13 protein-coding genes are annotated in these 18,494 nt (G+C 67.5%); 6 read left to right on the forward strand and 7 right to left on the reverse strand.

Going from position 1 to position 18,494, the window contains the following annotated elements; translation table 11 throughout:
- The first annotated feature begins 183 nt into the window (after positions 1-183).
- Positions 184-5,424 carry a CHAT domain-containing tetratricopeptide repeat protein gene (locus tag LCL61_RS28440; RefSeq protein WP_340682578.1) on the forward strand — a complete coding sequence of 1,747 codons (5,241 nt, stop codon included), beginning with the start codon at positions 184-186 and terminating at the stop codon, positions 5,422-5,424.
- Positions 5,425-6,090: 666 nt separating this feature from the next.
- On the opposite strand, the gene LCL61_RS28445 is transcribed toward LCL61_RS28440, so the two are convergent.
- Complete coding sequence (locus tag LCL61_RS28445; RefSeq protein ID WP_340682579.1) at positions 6,091-6,462, reverse strand: hypothetical protein; 372 nt, start codon at positions 6,460-6,462, stop codon at positions 6,091-6,093.
- 335 nt (positions 6,463-6,797) lie between these two features.
- On the opposite strand from LCL61_RS28445, the gene LCL61_RS28450 reads away from it, so the two are divergent.
- The 5 genes from LCL61_RS28450 to LCL61_RS28470 all read left to right on the forward strand — a co-directional run bounded on the left by LCL61_RS28450 (position 6,798) and on the right by LCL61_RS28470 (position 12,803).
- A complete protein-coding gene (locus tag LCL61_RS28450) occupies positions 6,798-7,655 on the forward strand; it encodes a universal stress protein (RefSeq protein ID WP_340682580.1) in 858 nt (285 codons plus the stop codon).
- On the forward strand, positions 7,652-10,396 hold the full coding sequence (locus LCL61_RS28455; RefSeq protein WP_340682581.1) for a cation-transporting P-type ATPase: 2,745 nt from the start codon (positions 7,652-7,654) through the stop codon (positions 10,394-10,396). The genes LCL61_RS28450 and LCL61_RS28455 overlap by 4 nt, the downstream gene beginning before the upstream one ends.
- Complete coding sequence (locus tag LCL61_RS28460; RefSeq protein ID WP_340682582.1) at positions 10,393-10,629, forward strand: universal stress protein; 237 nt, start codon at positions 10,393-10,395, stop codon at positions 10,627-10,629. Before LCL61_RS28455 ends, LCL61_RS28460 begins: the two co-directional genes overlap by 4 nt.
- 2 nt (positions 10,630-10,631) lie before the next feature.
- Complete coding sequence (locus tag LCL61_RS28465; protein WP_340682583.1) at positions 10,632-12,308, forward strand: cation:proton antiporter family protein; 1,677 nt, start codon at positions 10,632-10,634, stop codon at positions 12,306-12,308.
- Positions 12,309-12,539: 231 nt separating this feature from the next.
- A complete protein-coding gene (locus tag LCL61_RS28470) occupies positions 12,540-12,803 on the forward strand; it encodes a universal stress protein (RefSeq protein WP_340682584.1) in 264 nt (87 codons plus the stop codon).
- Between the two features lie 63 nt (positions 12,804-12,866).
- On the opposite strand, the gene LCL61_RS28475 is transcribed toward LCL61_RS28470, so the two are convergent.
- From LCL61_RS28475 to LCL61_RS28500, 6 genes are all read right to left on the reverse strand, one after another.
- Positions 12,867-13,526 carry a response regulator transcription factor gene (locus tag LCL61_RS28475; protein WP_340682585.1) on the reverse strand — a complete coding sequence of 220 codons (660 nt, stop codon included), beginning with the start codon at positions 13,524-13,526 and terminating at the stop codon, positions 12,867-12,869.
- Positions 13,523-14,728, reverse strand: a complete 1,206-nt coding sequence (locus LCL61_RS28480; protein WP_340682586.1) for a sensor histidine kinase — start codon at positions 14,726-14,728, stop codon at positions 13,523-13,525. The genes LCL61_RS28475 and LCL61_RS28480 overlap by 4 nt, the downstream gene beginning before the upstream one ends.
- Positions 14,725-15,180 carry a hypothetical protein gene (locus tag LCL61_RS28485; RefSeq protein WP_340682587.1) on the reverse strand — a complete coding sequence of 152 codons (456 nt, stop codon included), beginning with the start codon at positions 15,178-15,180 and terminating at the stop codon, positions 14,725-14,727. The genes LCL61_RS28480 and LCL61_RS28485 overlap by 4 nt, the downstream gene beginning before the upstream one ends.
- Positions 15,177-15,689, reverse strand: coding sequence for an anthrone oxygenase family protein (locus LCL61_RS28490; protein WP_340682588.1), 513 nt, complete (start codon positions 15,687-15,689; stop codon positions 15,177-15,179). Before LCL61_RS28490 ends, LCL61_RS28485 begins: the two co-directional genes overlap by 4 nt.
- Positions 15,690-15,814: 125 nt before the next feature.
- Complete coding sequence (locus LCL61_RS28495; protein WP_340682589.1) at positions 15,815-17,461, reverse strand: polyketide antibiotic transporter; 1,647 nt, start codon at positions 17,459-17,461, stop codon at positions 15,815-15,817.
- Complete coding sequence (locus LCL61_RS28500; protein ID WP_340682590.1) at positions 17,458-18,366, reverse strand: ABC transporter ATP-binding protein; 909 nt, start codon at positions 18,364-18,366, stop codon at positions 17,458-17,460. The genes LCL61_RS28495 and LCL61_RS28500 overlap by 4 nt, the downstream gene beginning before the upstream one ends.
- Positions 18,367-18,494: the final 128 nt, after the last annotated feature.

The raw sequence follows: 18,494 nt of genomic DNA on the forward strand, positions 1-18,494 counted from the left end.
GGGTGGACATCAAATCATGGCGGGTCACGGGCCGCTGTGGATCAGCGGCTCCCACAGGTCGATATGGCCACAGACCCGTTGTAGCACCGGTTCGAAGTCCATATACCCCCGCCAACAGCGATACTGTCAATGACCTGGCCCGGCGGAAGCCTCCGCCATCGCGCCCACAGGGGGAGATTCGGCATGTCGTTCGATGAGCTATTGCGGCAAGTGCGGCAACGCGTCGACGACTGTCAACGACTGGGCCGAGCCGACGATGCCATGTCTGATTCGGCCACGGCTGACGCCATCAGGTTGTGGCAGGCCGCCCAGCCACCCGATCCCGAGCACCCTACCCACGAGGATGATCAGCGTCTGGCGGTGGCTCGCCAGACACTGGGGTGGCTGTCACATCTTCGCTGGACCGCACAACCCACACCCGACAATATGCACGCGTTCATTGACGCTGTGGTGTTCCTGGCACCCGTTGCCGACCATCCTGCGGCGATCCCCGAACCACTGCGCCAATTTCTCGGACCAGCCGCCGACCTCCGTATGCAGGTCGACCTCGCTCTCAGCTTGCTCGACGAGGCGAAAGACACATCCGATCCACGCCTGATCGACACCGCCATCACCCTGCTGAGCACCGCCGTGGCCGCCGCCCCTGTGAATCATCCCGACCGAGCCGACATGCTGTCGAACCTTGGCCACGCCCATGGCCAACGCTATGTAATCAGCGGGGGTCTGGCCGACCTGAACCAGGCGGTCGACCTCGGTGAACAGGTCGTGGTCATCACGCCCCCGACTCACCCCGGCTGTGTCCTCAGAATGGCGCAGCTCGGCGTTTGGTACGGCACGCGGTTTCAGCGCATGGGGGTGTTGGCGGATCTGGACCGGGCCATCGCCCTCGGGGAACGAGCCCTGGAGCTCATCCCCGCCGACGATCCTGATCATGCGCGCACGCTGGCCAACCTCGGCATCTCCTACGCGCAACGATATCGGCGCACCCAAGTGTTGGCACACCTGGACCAGGCCATCGACTGCGGCGAACAGGCCGTTTCCGCCATATCTACCGACCACCCCGACAGGGTCGGCATGTTGTCCGTTCTCGGCTTCAACTACGGTCAGCGGTTCCAGCGCACGGGGATGCTAGCGGATCTGGACCGGGCCATCGACCTCGCCGAGCAGGCCCTTGAACTCACCAGTAGCGGCCATCCCGAACACACGTCGATACTGGACAGTTTCTGCATCGCCTACAGGTCTCGTTTCGAACATTCAGGTGTAGTTGCGGACCTGGACCGCGCGATCGACTGCGGTAAACAGGCCGTGTCCGCGACCCCGGCAGACCATCCCGGCCGCGCGGTGCGACTGTCCAATCTCGCCGATGCCTACCAGGCACGGTACAAGTGCATCGGCGCGCGGGCGGATCTGGACCAGGCCATCGACCTCGGAGAGCGAGCCCTCGCCGTCATGCGGGGTGACGACCCCGATCGAACACTGGTGCAGTCCAGCCTCGCCTATGCATACCAATACCGCGATATGCCGGCGGACCTGGAGCGGTTCATCGAGCTGATCGGGCCGGTGGTCAATGACCTTCCGGCTGATGTCCCCTACCGTGCGAAATACCTGTCCGACCTAGGTGGCGCTTACGGCAAGCGGTTCAACCGCATCGGTGCGCCAGCGGACCTGGACCGTGCGATCGCATTGAGCGAGCAAGCCTTGGCCGCCACACCCGACGATTTCCCCAACCGCGAGCCGGTGTTGTCCAACCTGTCCATGCTCTACCACCAGCGGTATGAGCGCACGGGCACACTGGACGATCTCCACCACGCGATCGAGTTCGGCAAGCAAGCCCTGACTGCGGGCCCGACCGGCTACCTCCACCCAGCCGCCATACCGACCACACTCGGCGCGGTCTACCTGCTGCGGTTCCGGCACACCGGCGCGCAACAGGATCTCGACCGCGCCATCGAAATGAACGAGCTAGCGTTGGCCGCCAGCACAAACGACAACCGTGACCAAGCGGGTCCGCGGGTCAACCTCTGCCAGGCCTACTACCTGCGATTCGAACGCACCGGGTCTCCGGCGGATCTGGACCGCGCGATAGAATTGGGTGATCCCGCTCTGTCGGCGATTCCCGCCGATTCCCTCGGGCGGGCTCCACTCCTCTCGTGCCTAGGCACCGCCTATTTCCACCGGTTCAAGCAGACCGACGTGACGGAGGATCTGGAACACGCGATCGCACTGATTCAGCAGGGCATCGACGCCACTCCCACCGATAGTCCGGAGCGGGTGCGACGCTTGTACTGGCTATTCGTATGCCTCCTGTGGCGTGCCGAGCGCAGGCAGGCGCTCGCGGATTTCGACCACGCCATCGAACTGGGGGCCGCGGCGCTCACGGTCGCCGACGACGAGAACCCATACCGGACGCTATTCCTGACCGATCTCGGCCGGTCGCATCACCAACGCTTCACCCACACCAAGGCGCCTGCAGACGTGGATCGCGCGATCGACTTGTTCGAACAGGCACTCGCCGCCATGACCATACGCGACCCCAAACGCACGGAGACGCTGTCCAACCTCGGGGGCTGCTACCACCAACGGTTCCTGCACGCCGGAGCGCGGCCGGATATGGACCAGGCGATCGAGCGCGGCGAGCAGGCCGTAGCCGCCGCGTCCGACGCCCCCGAACGCTCTGCGATTCTGTCCAACCTCGGACTCGCTTACCGCACCAGATTCGAACGTTTTCATGTGTCGGCGGATCTCGACCGGGCCATTGACCTGATCGAGCAGGCATTGAGCGCCATGGGCGCTGACGATCCTGGTCGAGGGACTCTGCTGACCAGCCTCGCCCTCACCTACGAAACGCAGCACATACACACGGGTGTGTTGGCCGACCTCGATCGGGCCATCGAGTTGTATGAGCAGGTGGTGGCGACCGTGAACATCGACGACCCGAATAGGCTGGCGTACCTGTCCGCCCTCGGTTTCGCTTATTGCCTGCGCTTTGAGCGCACCCAGGTGGTGGCGGAACTGCAGCGCGCCATTGACCTGCTGGAGAACGTCGATAGTGCAATGCCAGCGGACGATCCCAAGCGTGGGGGCGACGTCCTGTCCAAACTCGGCATCGCCTATCGCTCTCGGTTCGAGCGTCTGGGAGAGCTGGCTGACCTCGATCACGCCATCGACCTGGGCGAACGCGCCCAAGAGGTGTTGCCGACGATCGACCCTGGACACCCAGCGGTGCTGTGCGATCTCGGCCTCACTTACTTCCGGCGGTTCGAGCATGGTGGCGTGTTGGCCGACCTGCAGCGGGCCATCCACCTGGGCGAACGTGGCATGGCGAGGTGGTCAGGCGACCACCTCGGTCATGGCGGGGTGCTGTCCAATCTCGGCATCGCTTACCGCATTCGGTTCGAACGTACGGATGCGTTGGCGGATCTCGATCGCGCCATTGACCTTGGGACGCAGTCGATTGCGGCTGCGTGGTCCGTCAGCCCCGCCACTCACGGCGGGAACCTGTCCAATCTCGGCATCGCCTACCGCTCTCGGTTCGAGCGTCTGGGCGTGTTGACTGACCTCGACCAGGCCATCGAATTGGGCGAACGCGCGCAAAAAGCGCTGGCAAACGAGGACGCCCCAGGAAGAAACCTGGCCAATCTCGCCCAAGGCTATCTGCTGCGGTTCGAACATACTCATATGTTGCCGGACCTCGATAGGGCCATCGAATTGTTCGAGCAGGCCGTCGCTACGTCCGTTCCCGACAATCCCTTACGATGCCAGCATCTGGGTGAGCTCGGCTACGCCTACCAGCGGCGGTTCACCGCCACCGGCCAGGCCGTCGACCGGGGGGCGCTGCGAGAACTAGCAGCGCAGGTCGCGTCGGCGACGACGGCCTCGCCTGCACAGCGAGTTTCCGCGGCCAACCACGTCGGGCTCCTCGCGCACGCGATGAACGAGCACGCCACCGCGGCGGAATTGTTCGATGCCGCAGTGGGGCTGGTACCGCTCGTAGCCCCTCGCGAGGGCCAGTGGGAAGACCAGGATCACCAGGTCGGCAAGTACCGGGGCGGACTGGTAGGGGACGCGGTGGCGGCTCACTGCGCACTCGACGACCCCGCCGCTGCGTTGGAGGCCGCTGAACTTGGCCGGGGCGTGGTACTCGCCACCACCATGAACACCCGCACCGATCTCACCGACCTCAGCCAGAGCCACCCCGAACTCGCCGCCCGGTTCTTGCAGATCCGAGACCAACTCAACACAGGCCAGACCACACACAACAGCCCAACAGAAAGCGCGGTCGGCGACCTCCGGAGGCGTAAGCACCAGTGGGCCGAATATGACACACTGCTCGCCGAGATCCGCCAGCAGCCAGACTTGGCGCGATTTCTGCTGCCGCCCCGTATCACCGAACTGAAATCTGCAACGGCTGGTGGCGCGGCCGTGTTGGTCAACGCCGGCCAGTACCGCAGCGACGCCATCATCATCACCACCGACAACACCACCAGCGTCACGTTGCCGGATCTCGCGTTCGCGGAGGTGGAATCCCGTGTCCAGGAACTGTTGGCGGCCACGCACAACGGGAACTCCCTGGCAGGCACACTGCGGGCCAAGCGGGTGCTGGCCGATGTCCTCGCCTGGCTGTGGGACGCGGCCGTCGCACCGATTCTCGACACCATTCCCGGTCCGGGCGACGATGCGCTGCCGCGAGTATGGTGGATGCCGATCGGGCTGCTTAGTCTGTTCCCGTTGCACGCCGCTGGCCACGCTGGACAGCCTGGCGCCCCGGACCGGGTCGTGTCCTCATACACGCCGACCATGCGCGCTCTCGCCCACACCCGAGGACGGCCGTCGACGACCGCCCGCCGCCAACTCACCGTCGCCCTCGCCAATACCCCTGGGCTGCCAGATCTGCCGGGAACCGCCGCAGAGGCAGCAGTCCTGCACACACACGACCCGAACACGTCACGGCTGACCGGCAAGGACGCCACGACCGCTCGCGTCCTCGCCGCCCTAGAGGATGCGACCTGGGCTCACTTCGCCTGCCACGCCAGCGCCGACCTCGCAGCTCCCTCCCGCAGCGGGCTACGCCTGCACGACAGCATCCTGCGCGTGCCTGACATTAGCCGTCTCCAATTGCCCCACGCCGAACTGGCTTACCTGTCCGCGTGTTCCACCGCGCACCCCGGAACCCGGAATGTCGACGAAGCTCTGCATGCAGCCTCCGCCTTTCACCTCGCCGGGTTCCGGCACGTCATCGCCAGTCTCTGGCCGCTCAACGACCACATCGCCGCCACCGCAGCAGCCGCCTTCTACGCTCGCCTACCAGCCGCGCCCACAGCCGACCGCGCCGCCTTCGCGTTACACGCCGTCACCCAAGACCTCCGCACCGAATACCCCAACCGCCCCGACCTCTGGGCAGCACTCATTCACAGCGGCGCATAGTCGGCAGCAAAAGGCCGCATTCCCCAGATCAACAGGGACTGTAAAACGAGCGGTGTAACTCCCGATCATGGAAGTGCACCTGATGACCGACATGATGTTCGATGTGGAGAACGCTGGGGACTCGAAGCCCGAGATGCTTTGGACGGCTTGGACGAAACAGCATGAACCCATAAATTCGCAAATCTTCCGTAAAGCCGACGCGTTATCGTCGGCAGTGAAAGAAAAGTTCAAGATACTCCGCTGACGTGACTGGCCACTCGCAGCCTTGCACCTTACCCTCCGTCCTGAAGTCGGCGTGCTGCCAAGGACCGGATCAATCGCCCTGGCCGAGCATTGCACTGCGGGGGCAGATGCCCGTCAGCCTTCCGGGGTCGAGCCTAACGGCCTTGTGCCCGATGATGTCCTAGATGCCACAGCGCCGCGTCCGGTCATGGACGCATTGATCGAACATTCACAACGTGCCATTTTTGACTTTGACGAGTCGACTGGAGGACGAGTTCAACCCCGTAAGAATATTTAACCCGTCACGCTCGAATAGACGGCTGCAAACTGGTCCAACGGTTTAGATCGCGCCTCGCAATGCTCTCGACATGCCGATGTGCACGCATCTCGTCCGGCGATCGTCGCACAGCCTTCGGAATCCTGGCGTCGCACTCGTGTGTTCTGCTACTGCTCAAGGAGAGCGGCGAGGTCGTCAGGCCCGAACCCGGCGTCCAGGAGGAGCACCTGGCGGTCGTCGTCAGCGATCCAGCCCCACAACCGGGCGTGGAGCACGACCTCGCGCTCACCGCGGCTGCGACAGATCGAAGCCGGCGAGCGGTGCATCGTCGGGTGATGGAAAACGAACCGGCGGGCGCTGTTCACAGTGCAGCAGTTGCTGTAGAGCGCAGTGGCGGTGACACCCGGCCTGCGAATGTCGCGCCCCAGGGCGGCGAGCCGTGGCGGCACGGCAGACGGCTGGTACATGGCCAGCGAGTGGCGGCGGGTCAGCAGGACATGGATGGCCATCGCATTCTCGATCCCCGTTCCCCCGCCCATCCGTATCACCTCCTCGTTCGGAACGAGATGAACCGGGGTAGTCAGAGGTCGCGAGCGCCTTGCGCTCGAAGACCGTCAGAATCCACCAACGGTTCGAGGAGAGATTGCGTGACCCTGGCCGCCGGGCTGTTCGCCCCTGTCGGTTTGGTCGACCACCAGCGCGATCTCGCCCGAGCCGGTACCGGCCGGGGCGCAGGTCCTGGACGAAAGGGACATCAGCCCCTGCTCGCCGGCGCCCCCGCCGGTGGAGTCTGGAGGCACGGCAAACCTGTCGATCTGTGGGGCACCGATGTGCTCGGCAGGTACAGGTGCGGATCGAGTAAGGGGGCAGGGCCATGGCTGCACCGGTCGTCGTCGGTGTCGACGATTCACCGGCTGCCGCGGCGGCGCTTTCCTGGGCGGCCGGGGAGGCACGGCTGCGTGGTGCGGAATTGGTCGCGTGCACCGTTGTGGACTCGCAACGGTTACGGCACCCCTTGCACACCCTGGCCGGAGCTTCGGGCCGGTCGTTGGCCGCGGCTGCGGGCGGGTACCCGGTGACCGTTCACCGGCGTGTCGGGGAGGTAGCGGACGAGTTGGTCGCCGCAGGGGTCGACGCCGACTTGCTGGTGGTCGGATCGCACGGCCGTGGTCGTCTGGCGGCGCTGATGCTGGGTTCGGTCAGTCGGGCCTGTCTCGCGCACGCGCCCTGTCCGGTCGTCGTGGTGGGACCTCACACCGAGCACGCCACCGCGCGGGGACGGGTGATCGTGGGTGTGGACGGTTCCGCGCCCTCCCGCCAGGCCTTGCTCGCCGCGGCCGGGGAGGCCACGCTGCGCGGCGCGACTCTCGACATCGTCCACGTCGTGCACTGGGATCGTGTCGGCACCGAACTGCTGACCCCGACGGTCGAGGAACTCCTCGAGTGGGGCCGGAAGCTCGTCTCCGCCGAGCTCGCCGCGACCAGGGTGGAAGGCAAGACCGTGGTCGTCCACGGTGACGTCTCCGAACTGCTGGTGCGGTACAGCGCGGACGCCGACCTGCTCGTGCTGGGCTCCCGCGGACGCAACCCGGCCGTCGGCCTGCTGCTGGGGTCGACCAGCGAGCACTGCGCACGAGCCGCGCGGTGCCCCGTCATGGTCACCCATGCCACCGGGGAACACCAGGCCGACGGGCAGGCTCAGGCTGTCGGGCACGACGAGCTGATGTCATGACCCCGGCGGTGTCCCCCTCGCTGGCCTCGTCGGCACCCGTGCACCACGGCTTGGCGGCGCATGAGGTGGTGCTGCTGCTGGAGACCGATCCGCACCGCGGCCTGACCGGTCAGGACGCCGCCGAACGGCGGGCACGGTTCGGACCGAACGCCCTGCCCGCCCCCAAGGGTGCGGGTTTGGTGCTGCGGATTCTGCGCCAGTTCCATCACCCGTTGGTCTACGTGCTGCTCGCCGCCGGGGCGATCACCGCGGTACTGGGTGAGTACGTCGACTGCGCGGTGATCTTCGGCGTGGTGGCGATCAACGCGGTCGTCGGGTTCATCCAGGAGTCCAAGGCCGAAGCCGCGCTCGAAGGCCTGCGGTCGCTGGTGCGCACGCACGCCAAGGTGGTGCGGGACGGCCATGAACGGACGGTGCCGTCCGACGACCTGGTGCCCGGCGATCTCGTCCTGTTCGACGCGGGCGACAAGGTCCCCGCCGACGTGCGGCTGACCCGGGTGGCGGAGTTGCGGGTGAACGAGTCCGCGCTGACCGGTGAGTCGGTTCCGGTGGCCAAGGACGAGGTGGTGCTGCCGGAGGAGATCCCGGTGGCCGACCGGCGCAACATGGCCTACTCGGGCACCCTGGTCACCACCGGCAGCGGTGCGGGGGTCGTGGTCGCGACCGGCGCCGAGACCGAGTTGGGTGAGATCCACCGGCTGGTCGGCGCCGCGGAAACCCTGGCGACACCGCTGACGCGGAAGCTCGCCGGGTTCAGCAAGATCCTCACCGTGGGCATTCTCGCCCTGGCCGCGGTCACCTTCGGCGTGGGGCTGCTGCGGGGGCAGGACGCGGTGGAGACATTCACCGCCGCGATCGCCCTCGCGGTCGGCGCCATCCCGGAAGGACTGCCGGCGGCGGTCACCATCACCCTGGCCATCGGGGTGGCCCGGATGGCCAGGCGGCGTGCGGTGATCCGCCGGTTGCCGGCGGTGGAGACGCTGGGCAGTACCACGGTGATCTGCTCGGACAAGACCGGCACCCTCACCGAGAACCAGATGACCGTACGCACCGTGTGGACCCCCGACGGTCGGTTCGAGGTCACCGGAGCGGGCTACGCCCCCGACGGGACACTCCACGACAGCCACGGCACGCCGCCGATACTCGACGCCCGCGCGGCGCTGCGCTGGTCACTGCTGGCCGGTGCCGCCTGCAACGACGCCGCCCTCACCGAACGAGATGGGCGATGGGACATCGTCGGCGACCCCACTGAAGGCGCGATGCTGGTCGTCGCCGCCAAAGCGGGCCTGGACGCCCATCGTGTCAAGGACCTGCTTCCCCGCCTGGCGACGATCCCGTTCAGCTCCGAACGCCAGTACATGGCCACCCTCCACCACGACCGCACAGCGGGCCAGGTAGTGCTGGTCAAGGGAGCCGTGGAACGGGTACTCGACCTGTGCGGCGCCCAGATGGACGCCGAAGGCACGGTCCGGCCTGTGGACCGTGCCGCCGCGCTCGACGCTGCCGGCGACCTGGCAGGCCGGGGACTGAGGGTCCTGGCGACGGCGATGCGCCCGGCCACCGGCCAGGACGAGTCCGATCCGAAGGGGTTCGGCGAGGAGACGCTCTCCGGTGGCATGGTGCTGACCGGGCTCCAGGCCATGATCGATCCGCCCCGCGCCGCCGCGACCGCCGCGGTGTCCGCCTGTCACACCGCGGGTATCGCGGTGAAGATGATCACCGGTGACCACGCCGCCACCGCCACCGCGATCGCCGGTCAGGTCGGCCTATTCGGCCACGACAGCCAGGCCCGCGACCGGGGCACCGTGCTGACCGGCACCGACCTGGCCGCGCTGCCCGCCGAGGAGTTCCCCGAGGCGGTGGACCACGCGACCGTGTTCGCCCGGGTCTCGCCAGAGCAGAAGTTGCGGCTGGTCGAGGCACTGCAGGCCCGCGGTCACGTGGTGGCCATGACCGGTGACGGCGTCAACGACGCTCCCGCGCTGCGGCAGGCCGGGATCGGTGTCGCCATGGGAGAAAGCGGAACCGAGGTGGCCAAGGACGCCGCCGACATGATCCTCACCGACGACGACTTCGCCACCATCGAAGCCGCGGTCGAGGAGGGCCGCGGCGTGTTCGACAACCTCACCAAGTTCATCACCTGGACACTGCCGACGAACATCGGCGAGGGCTTGGTCATCCTCGCCGCGATCGTGTTCGGCGCCGCACTGCCGATCCTGCCCACCCAGATCCTGTGGATCAACATGACCACCGCCGTCGCGCTCGGCCTGATGCTCGCCTTCGAGCCCAAGGAAACAGGCATCATGAACCGCCCGCCTCGCGACCCGGAGCAGCCCCTGCTGACCCGTGCGCTGATGGTGCGGATCCTGCTGGTGTCCACGCTGCTGGTCTCCGGTTCGTGGTGGCTGTTCGAATGGGAACTCGCCAACGGCGCCGGCCTGGCCGAAGCCCGCACCGCCGCGCTGAACCTGTTCGTCGTGGTCGAAGCGTTCTATCTCTTCAGCTGCCGCTCGCTCACCCACTCCGCGTGGCGGATCGGGATGTTCTCCAATCGGTGGCTCATTGTCGGTGTCACGGTCCAGGCGCTCGGGCAACTCGCCATCACCTACCTGCCGGCCATGAACACGATCTTCGGCACGGCCCCGCTCGGCGGGGAAGTGTGGCTGCGGATCCTGGCCATCGCCGTGGCGGCAGGCCTGGTGGTCGCGGTCGACAAGCGGCTGCGGCGAGGACGCGAATGAGGATCACGGAGGACTGCTCGCCGCGTGCCCTGCCCGACAGCGAATGGCTGCTCACCTACCTCGACGACGACGGGGCTGCGGAGCTGAGCCGCGACCACGGCGCTGACCCGATCGGCGTGGGCACCGGAGGCCGCTCGTCGCTGGGTTACGCCCTGCTCGGCAGCGTTGCCCAGCACGTGCCGCGGGAGGCACCATCGGACGTCCTCGTCGTACCGGCCGCAGGAGAGAACTGATCGTGGAATTGCACGCGTTCCCGCTCGTCGCGATCATCCTGACCATCGCCGCCGCGGCAGGGCTGCTGGCCGTGCGGCTGCGGCAGCCGCTGATCGTCGCGTTCATCGGCGTCGGCATCCTGGTCGGCCCGGTCGGCACCGGCTGGGTCGACGCCGACAGCACCATCGAACTACTGGCCCGGCTGGGCATCGCGATCCTGCTGTACCTCGTCGGACTGCGGCTGGACCTGCACCTGATCCGCAGCACCGGCCCGGTCGCACTGGCCACCGGTCTCGGCCAGGTCGTGTTCACCTCGGTCCTCGGCTACCTGATCGCGATCGCGTTCGGCATGGACGGCGTCACCGCGCTCTACGTCGCGGTCGCCCTCACCTTCTCCTCCACGATCATCATCGTCAAACTGCTGTCCGACAAACGCGAACTCGACCAGCTCCACGGACGCATCGCCGTCGGCTTCCTGATCGTCCAGGACATCATCGTCATCCTGGTGATGATCGCGCTCATCGCGTTCGGGCAACCCACCGGCGACAACCTCCCCCTCGGCATCGCCGCGATGCTCGGCAAAGGACTCGGCCTGCTCGCCGGCGTCGGCCTGCTCATGCGTTATGTCCTGCCTTCGCTGCTGCACCACATCGCACGATCCCAGGAGCTGCTCGTCCTCTTCGGCGTCGCCTACGCCGTCGCGATCGCCGCCCTGAGCGAATGGCTCGGCTTCAGCTCGGAGGTCGGTGCCTTCCTGGCCGGGATCTCCCTCGCTCAAACCACCTACCGCGACGCCATCGGCGCCCGGCTGGTCAGCCTCCGCGACTTCCTACTGCTGTTCTTCTTCCTCGACCTGGGCGCCAAACTGGAGTTCACCGACGTCGCACGGCAGATCACCGAAGCCGCCGTCTTCTCCGTCTTCGTGCTCGTCGGCCACCCCGTGATCGTCATCGCGATCATGTCCGCCCTGCGCTACCCGGTCCGCGTCGGCTTCCTCACCGGACTCACCTCCGCCCAGATCTCCGAGTTCTCCCTCATTTTGGCCGCACTCGGGCTCAGCCTCGGGCACATCACCAACGCCACCGTCAGCCTGATCACCGTCGTCGGCCTGATCACCATCGGCGCCTCCACCTACCTGATCATGTACTCCCACCAGATCTACCGGCGCCTCCAACGCCGGCTCACCATGTTCGAGCGCGCCCACACCAAATCCGACCAGTCGTCCGACAAGGACGACGACATCGACGTGATCCTCTACGGACTCGGCCGGTTCGGCGGCCACCTGGCCGACCGGCTCGGCCAGACCGGGAACCGGGTCCTCGCGATCGACTTCGACCCCCACACCATCGCCACCACCCGCCGAGACGGCGTCACCGCAGTGTTCGGCAGCGCCGAGGACATCCACTTCCTGGAGTCCCTCCCCCTGTCCCGCGCTCGAGCCGTTGTCAGCGCCATCCCCACCCGAGAGACCAATCTGACGCTGCTGCACAACCTGCGCCACCACAACTACGACGGCACGGTCGTGCTCACCGCACACACCAGCCACGACGCCGACCGACTCCGCACCGCCGGTGCCGACGCCGTCCTCGAACCCTTCTCCGCAGCCGCGACCACGACCTCCGATGCCCTGAGTGACCTGCTCGGCACAGGCCACGACCCAGATCACGGGGCCTGCCCCGGCGGTCGCGCATCGTCCTGAGCAGCCTGATGAGCAGAGAATGACGGCGGGCCAGCCAACGCCGAGCGGGCGGCGTCCCGTGACCGGGAGCCAAAAGACCCGCCAGTCGAAGACCATCGGTCCTGCTGTGGGCCGGCACCGGACACCCATAATCAGGACGAGTCCGGCGAACCGGCGCAGAGGTCCGCGATCGACGTGGCAGACCTCCCGCGAACGCGCCACCACGGACAGACCGACGTGAGGAAAGATCTGATGGTGGTTGAAGCGAGTCGGCCGGTTGTGGTCGGGGTGGACGGATCGACCTCGGCGACACAGGCCGTGCGCTGGGCCGCACGCGAAGCTGTCCGGCGTACTACGCCGCTGGTGATCGTGCACGGGTGCGCGCTGGTTCCCGCCGCGGTACCGCACGCGGTGGCACTGGGCCCCTATCGGGATGCGCTGGAGAAGCAGGGCCGGGAGTGGGCTGGCGGAGGCGGCCACTCCCGGCCGAGGAGGCAGCGTCCGACGTGGTGGTGAGCACGGAGCTGAGCGGCGGCCGGGCGGCCGAACATCTGGTCACGCGAGCGATGCGATCGCGTGTCAGTGATCGCCTGGGGTGATCAACCCTGTCTCGTAAGCGATCGCGACGAGCCGTGCGCGGTCACGGGCTCCGAGCTTGCCGAGCAGGCGGCCGACGTGGGTGCGCGCGGTGGCCGGGCTCATATGCAGGCTTCGCCCGATCTCGGTGTTCGACTGGCCCGCCCCGACCTTGGCGAGGACCTCACGTTCCCGTGCGGTGAGCGAGTCGAGCGGTTCGGCCGAGGCCAGATTCGGGCTCGCTGCCGCGGCTCGCATCACCCGGCGGGTCACGGAAGGTGAGAGCAACGCGTCGCCGCGGGCTACGGTCCGTACGGCTCCGCGCAGGTCGTCCGGGCTGGTGTCCTTCACGAGGAATCCGGCCGCACCCGCCCTGATCGCGTCGAGGATGTGTTCATCGGTGTCGAACGTGGTGAGCACGACGACCTGCACCTGCCGTAGCTCCGGATCCGCGACGATCCGGCGGGTCGCCGCGATGCCGTTTTCGCCCGGCATCCGGATGTCCATCAGCACGACATCGGGACGCTCCCGCGCGGCGAGCACGACGCCTCCGGCCGCGTCGCCCGCTTCTCCGACGACGGTGATGTCGTCGGCACGTTCCAGCAGAGACCGGAGCCCTTCCCGGACCAACGGCTGGTCGTCCACGAGCACCACGCGGATCACGCGCGCCCTCGCACGGGGATCCGGGCCTGGACCACGAACGACTCTCCTGGTCGGGACCGGACGTCCAAGTCGCCGCCGAGCAGTACCAACCGTTCGCGCATGCCGACGATGCCCCAGCCCGCCGAGGTGTCAGCGGTCGCTTCGCTTCCGCGGCCGTTGTCGGTCACGCTGATCACCACGGTGTCCTTGTCGTAGTCCAGTCCGATGAGCACAGTACTGGCATCGGCGTGTCTCAGTACGTTGCTCAGTGCCTCCTGGATCATCCGGTAGGCGGTCACGTCCGCGATCGCGGGCAGCGAGACCGGGGTGCCGGCGGTGCGTACCCGTACATCGAGTCCGGCGTCGGTGGCGGTGCCGACGAGGACGTCCAACCGGTCGAGCCCGGGTGCCGGGGATTCGTGGGTCCCTTCGGGTGCGCGCAGGGCGTGCAGCGTTGCCCGCAGCTCCTCGCCCACGTTCCGGCACGCCGCCCGAGCCGCCGCGAGCGAACGTATCGCCGTCTCGGGGTCGTCGGCCAGTGCTTCCCTCGCCACATCGGTGTGCAGTGAGATCACCGATACCGTATGCGCCATGAGATCGTGCAGGTCCCGCGCGATCCGCACACGCTCTTGCTCGACCCGGGCCGCCGCCTCGCGCTCTCGCTCCAGCTGGGCGGCCTGGGCTTGTTTGACCAGTTCGGCCCGCCAGCCACGCCGGGAACGAAGACTGTCGCCCAACGCGATGACCGTCGCCATCAGCGCCGCCGACGTCGGCACCTCCAGGCCGAGCACGAAACCGAGGTTGTCGCCCTGTCCGATCCGCACCCCGGTGGAGATGGCCAGCAACCCCGCGGCAGTGCCGACGGCCCAGTACAGGCGGCCGTACTCGGTAGCCGAGAACAGCGCGGCGGCCACCGGCACGGCGAGACCGATCGGCGGGTAGGACAGCATGTAGTAGCCCAGCAGCGCGACGGCCGTGACGAGCAGCGTCGCGACCGGCCAGCGTCGACGCACCAACATCAACGAGCCGAACAACGCTCCGAACAAATAGGCGGCGAGACCCGGCGAGGACGGGCCGCCCACATTCGCGGCGACAGCCGTGCCGACCGCGACCAGCACGAGCATGCCGAGACCCAGATCGACGAGGAACCGCCGTCCGCCGCCGGGGCCAGCCTCCCCTGTGGACTGTCCGATGGCCACGATCGTGTCCCCCTTCCGGTTCACTTCCGCTGGCGTAGGCCTGGAACCATCTTGGCCAACAGCCAGGCGACGGCTCCGCTCGCCGCGCCGGTGAGCAGTCCGGTGAACAGACTGCTGCCGAACGCGAAGATCCGCAGCACCACTGCCTCCGAGGAGGGCGGCAGCATGCCGGTCAGGTTGCCGCCAAGACTCGGTGGCCCACCGGGGAATGCCTCGGTCCACAACAGCTGATGGGTGACGCCGAGCAGGACACCGTAGACCAAGCCCACCATGAGCAAGGTGAGGAATGGATTCGGCACCCTGTGCCACAGAACGATCGCGAGCCAGATGGCGAGCGGCACGAACACCAGCAGCGCGTTGCCCACCGGTCCCACCAGGCCGAGGTCGTGCGCGACCACCCTGGGTACGCCGAGAGCGGCGAGGCCGAGGATTCCCGGCCGGGAGATGCCGAGAGAGGGACGAACCCTGCCCTTCACGCCAGACCTCCCGAAAGTGTGCGTGCCCGGTGGTAGCGCAGGAAACCGATGAAGGCCGCCGTCGCGGTGACCGCGCTGAACGTGAGCCGGAACCAGTGACCGGTCTCGAACTCGACCGCCGTCTGACGGAGGAACTCCACGGAATGCACAGCGAGCCCCTCCTCGAACATGATGTCGTTGCGTGGCCAGAAAAAGAGCACAGAGAACAGGAATTCGCCGACCAGCAGGGTGGCGAGGCTCCCTGCGATCCACCACCGTGCCTGACGTGCCCGGCGCAGTAGCAGCAGGGTGACCGCGGCCGCCACCACGGTGACCGCGCCCATCGGCGGGAAGAAGTCGGCCGGTCCGGTGATCACGAAGAATTCCATCGACTTGGCCAAGGACGCAGGGGCGTCGTGGAAGACATTCGGATAGATGACTATGGTTTCGACCGCGATACCTCCGAAAGCCACCATGGCTATCCAGACGTAGGCGCCCGAAACGGCAAGGGAATTGCCGTTGTGTCGCACGTACTTCTCCGCTCGACGAGGAAGGAACCACTACCTCGTCGAAGGTATGTCCCTCCTCGGCTCCTCACATCCGCACGCGGTCTCCATCCGAGTACGTAAATCGACGTAGTGATACCGGGCGGAGTTCAGGTATTCAGGTCACGGCGGCGGTAGCCGAGGACACCGAGCGCAGCGAGCGATGCGGCGATCGTGATCAGGACGGCGATCGCGCCCCAATCAGGCGGAGTGCCGGGAACCGCGGCGAGATGTCCGAACGGTGTGAGGTAGGTCAGCCAGACAGGCGCTTCGGTGCTCTGCAGAATGACGTTGAGGAGGAAGCCGCCGACGACCGGGACCGCGCCGATCAGTGCGACCGCGCGAGGCGCCCAGCCGAGCGCGAAAAGGGCAGCGCCGAGCGCGAGCAGCGCGATCGGCATAGTGTTCCAGGCGCCGCCGACCGCGGACGCGATGTCGAGCGGCGCGTCGGCGATACTCGCGCCGATCCACAGTGTCAGGCCAGCCGTGGTGAGAAGGGCGAACACCCCAGCAGCGGTGACGGCTAGTTCGGTGACCGCGAACCTCTCGCGCCGAATGGGCAAGGCGAACAACGATGTCGACCGGCGGGCGCTTTCGTCGGCGGCGAAAGCGGCGATACGGGTGACGGCGTAGAGGCCGACGGGAATGGCGACGAGGCCGAATATCGCCGCAGCGAAGCCCTCAGCGGTTCCGAGGCTACCGAAGCCGGCCGCGGCGGCGAGCTCGGCGAACTTCGGATTCTCTTGCATGAACTGGAGAACCGAAGCTAGGAGAGCTCCGATGAGGAGAAAGTAGGCCGCGATTCCGGCAGCCCAGCCCGCGGTGGCGCGGAGTGCGCGGCGGACGGCGAATCCGGTGATCGAGTGCAGCAGCCATGTCTTGGGGCGGCGGTGGCCGGACGGGTTCAGCAGCCCGCGGCCGACATCCCGCCGGGAGGCGACGATCACCGCGGCCGCGCCCAACAGGATCGGGAACATGGCCAAGACGAGCAGCGGGAGGAGCCGGTTGCAAGCATAGGGCGCCGTTTGAGCCGTGAGACCGAATGGGGTGACCCACGCGGCCCATGAGAGCATGCCGATGCCATCAGCGAGCATGCGCAGCAGCAGGCTCACGCCGAGTGCGGCCACCGCGAGCCCGGTGGCGGCGGCGCGGGTGGGCATGATCTGCGCCGAGAGCGCACCCGCGGCGGCGAAAGTCACGGTCCCCCCGAGGATCCCGCCGGCGTGGACGAGTGCTCCGGTGGGCTGGGTGCCGGTCACCAGCATGGCCAGGGCGAGGGCCGCGGCGATCACGACCGCCGCCGCGCCCAGCGCGGTCAGGCAACGGGTGAGCAAGTCGACCGCGCGGAGGCGGCCGCCGAGCAGCAGGTCGGCGTGACCGGCATCCTCTTCTCCCCGGGTGAGCCGGGTAGCGGTCAGCAGAGCCCACACACCGGTCAAGACCTCGACGGGTGTGCCGGTGCGCCAGACGGTGAATCCGCCTGGGTCATCGAGTGCGATCGGTGGTCCGAACAGGATCCGGATGGCCGGATTCTCCGCCAACGCCCGTAACGCCGATCCATCGAGGGCGCCGGCGAAGGTGGATTGGTACTGGCCTGCCACCACCGCGGACATACCGGCCACGGCGAGAGCGACGATCAGCGCGCCGCGCCGGATTAGCCGGGCGAGGTGGCGGGTGACGGCGAGCCCGGCGCTCCCCTGCGTCGGGAAGGCCGGCCCCGCCGGGGTCCCGACGGCCTCGGCGGGTGTCGTGGTCAACGCGCGTTCTCCCCGTAGTAGTCGAGGAAGATCTCCTGGAGGGTCGGTTCGCGCATCGACACCGTGGTGATGTCGGCACGGGCGAGTACCCGTAAGGCCGGCCCCGGCGGACCCGACAGGGTGATCCGCAGACGGGAGCGATCCAGCCGCTCGACCTCGACCACCCCGGGTACGTCCACAAAGGACGGTTCCTCGCCGTGATAGCCCACCTCGACCGTGGTGCGGTGCAGGCGACGCAGCTCGGGGATCCCCGCGATCTCGACCAGTCGCCCGGCGCGCAGGATCCCGACCCGGTCGCAGACGGCCTCGACCTCGGTGAGCTGGTGCGAGGAGAGGAACACCGTCTGGCCTCGTTCGCGTGCCTCGGCTACACAACGCCGGAATTCCTGCTCCATCAAGGGATCCAGACCACTGGTCGGCTCGTCGAGTACGAGCAGCTCCGCCCTGGTCGCGAATGCCGCGACCAGGGCGACCTTCTGCCGGTTGCCGGTCGAGTAGGTCTTCGCAGGCTTGTCCAGATCGAGCATGAACCGCCGGACGAGCTCCGTGCGATAGCGCGCGTCGACGCCGGGGCCGGTCCGGGCCAGCAGTTCCAGGATTTCAGCGCCGGTCAGGTCCGGCCACAGCGCGACGTCGCCGGGCACATACGCCAGCAGGCGGTGTGCCCGTCGCACGTCCGACGCGGGCACGCCGAACACCGTCGCCGTCCCGGAGGAGGGAAGGATCAGGCCGAGCAGAAGCCGGATGGTCGTGGACTTACCCGCGCCGTTCGGTCCGAGAAAACCGAACACCTCACCGGCGGGGATCGCCAGGGAGAGGTCGTCGACAGCGAGCGTGCGACCGAACCGTTTGGTCAGCCCATCGACACGAATGGCGGCATGCGGTGACACGGTGGTGCTGGACATGGTGGCCCTTTCCCGTCGGCGAATCGACTGCCGACCAGGCTTCCCGGCGCACCTGGGAGGAATGTACTCCCGTCACCGCCGCCGCACCAGGAGAAGACTCCGGACGCCTCATACCTGACGCCCTTGCA

The sequence above is a fragment of the Amycolatopsis coloradensis genome, assembly GCF_037997115.1.
Taxonomy (GTDB): domain Bacteria; phylum Actinomycetota; class Actinomycetes; order Mycobacteriales; family Pseudonocardiaceae; genus Amycolatopsis; species Amycolatopsis coloradensis_A.

What these genes read in the sequence shown, in the direction of transcription:
- LCL61_RS28440 (WP_340682578.1), top strand. Translation starts at nt 184, where the DNA reads ATGTCGTTCGATGAGCTATTGCGGCAAGTGCGGCAACGCGTCGACGAC.
- LCL61_RS28450 (WP_340682580.1), top strand. Translation starts at nt 6,798, where the DNA reads ATGGCTGCACCGGTCGTCGTCGGTGTCGACGATTCACCGGCTGCCGCG.
- LCL61_RS28500 (WP_340682590.1), bottom strand. Translation starts at nt 18,366, where the DNA reads ATGTCCAGCACCACCGTGTCACCGCATGCCGCCATTCGTGTCGATGGG.
- LCL61_RS28445 (WP_340682579.1), bottom strand. Translation starts at nt 6,462, where the DNA reads ATGGGCGGGGGAACGGGGATCGAGAATGCGATGGCCATCCATGTCCTG.
- LCL61_RS28455 (WP_340682581.1), top strand. Translation starts at nt 7,652, where the DNA reads ATGACCCCGGCGGTGTCCCCCTCGCTGGCCTCGTCGGCACCCGTGCAC.
- LCL61_RS28470 (WP_340682584.1), top strand. Translation starts at nt 12,540, where the DNA reads ATGGTGGTTGAAGCGAGTCGGCCGGTTGTGGTCGGGGTGGACGGATCG.
- LCL61_RS28460 (WP_340682582.1), top strand. Translation starts at nt 10,393, where the DNA reads ATGAGGATCACGGAGGACTGCTCGCCGCGTGCCCTGCCCGACAGCGAA.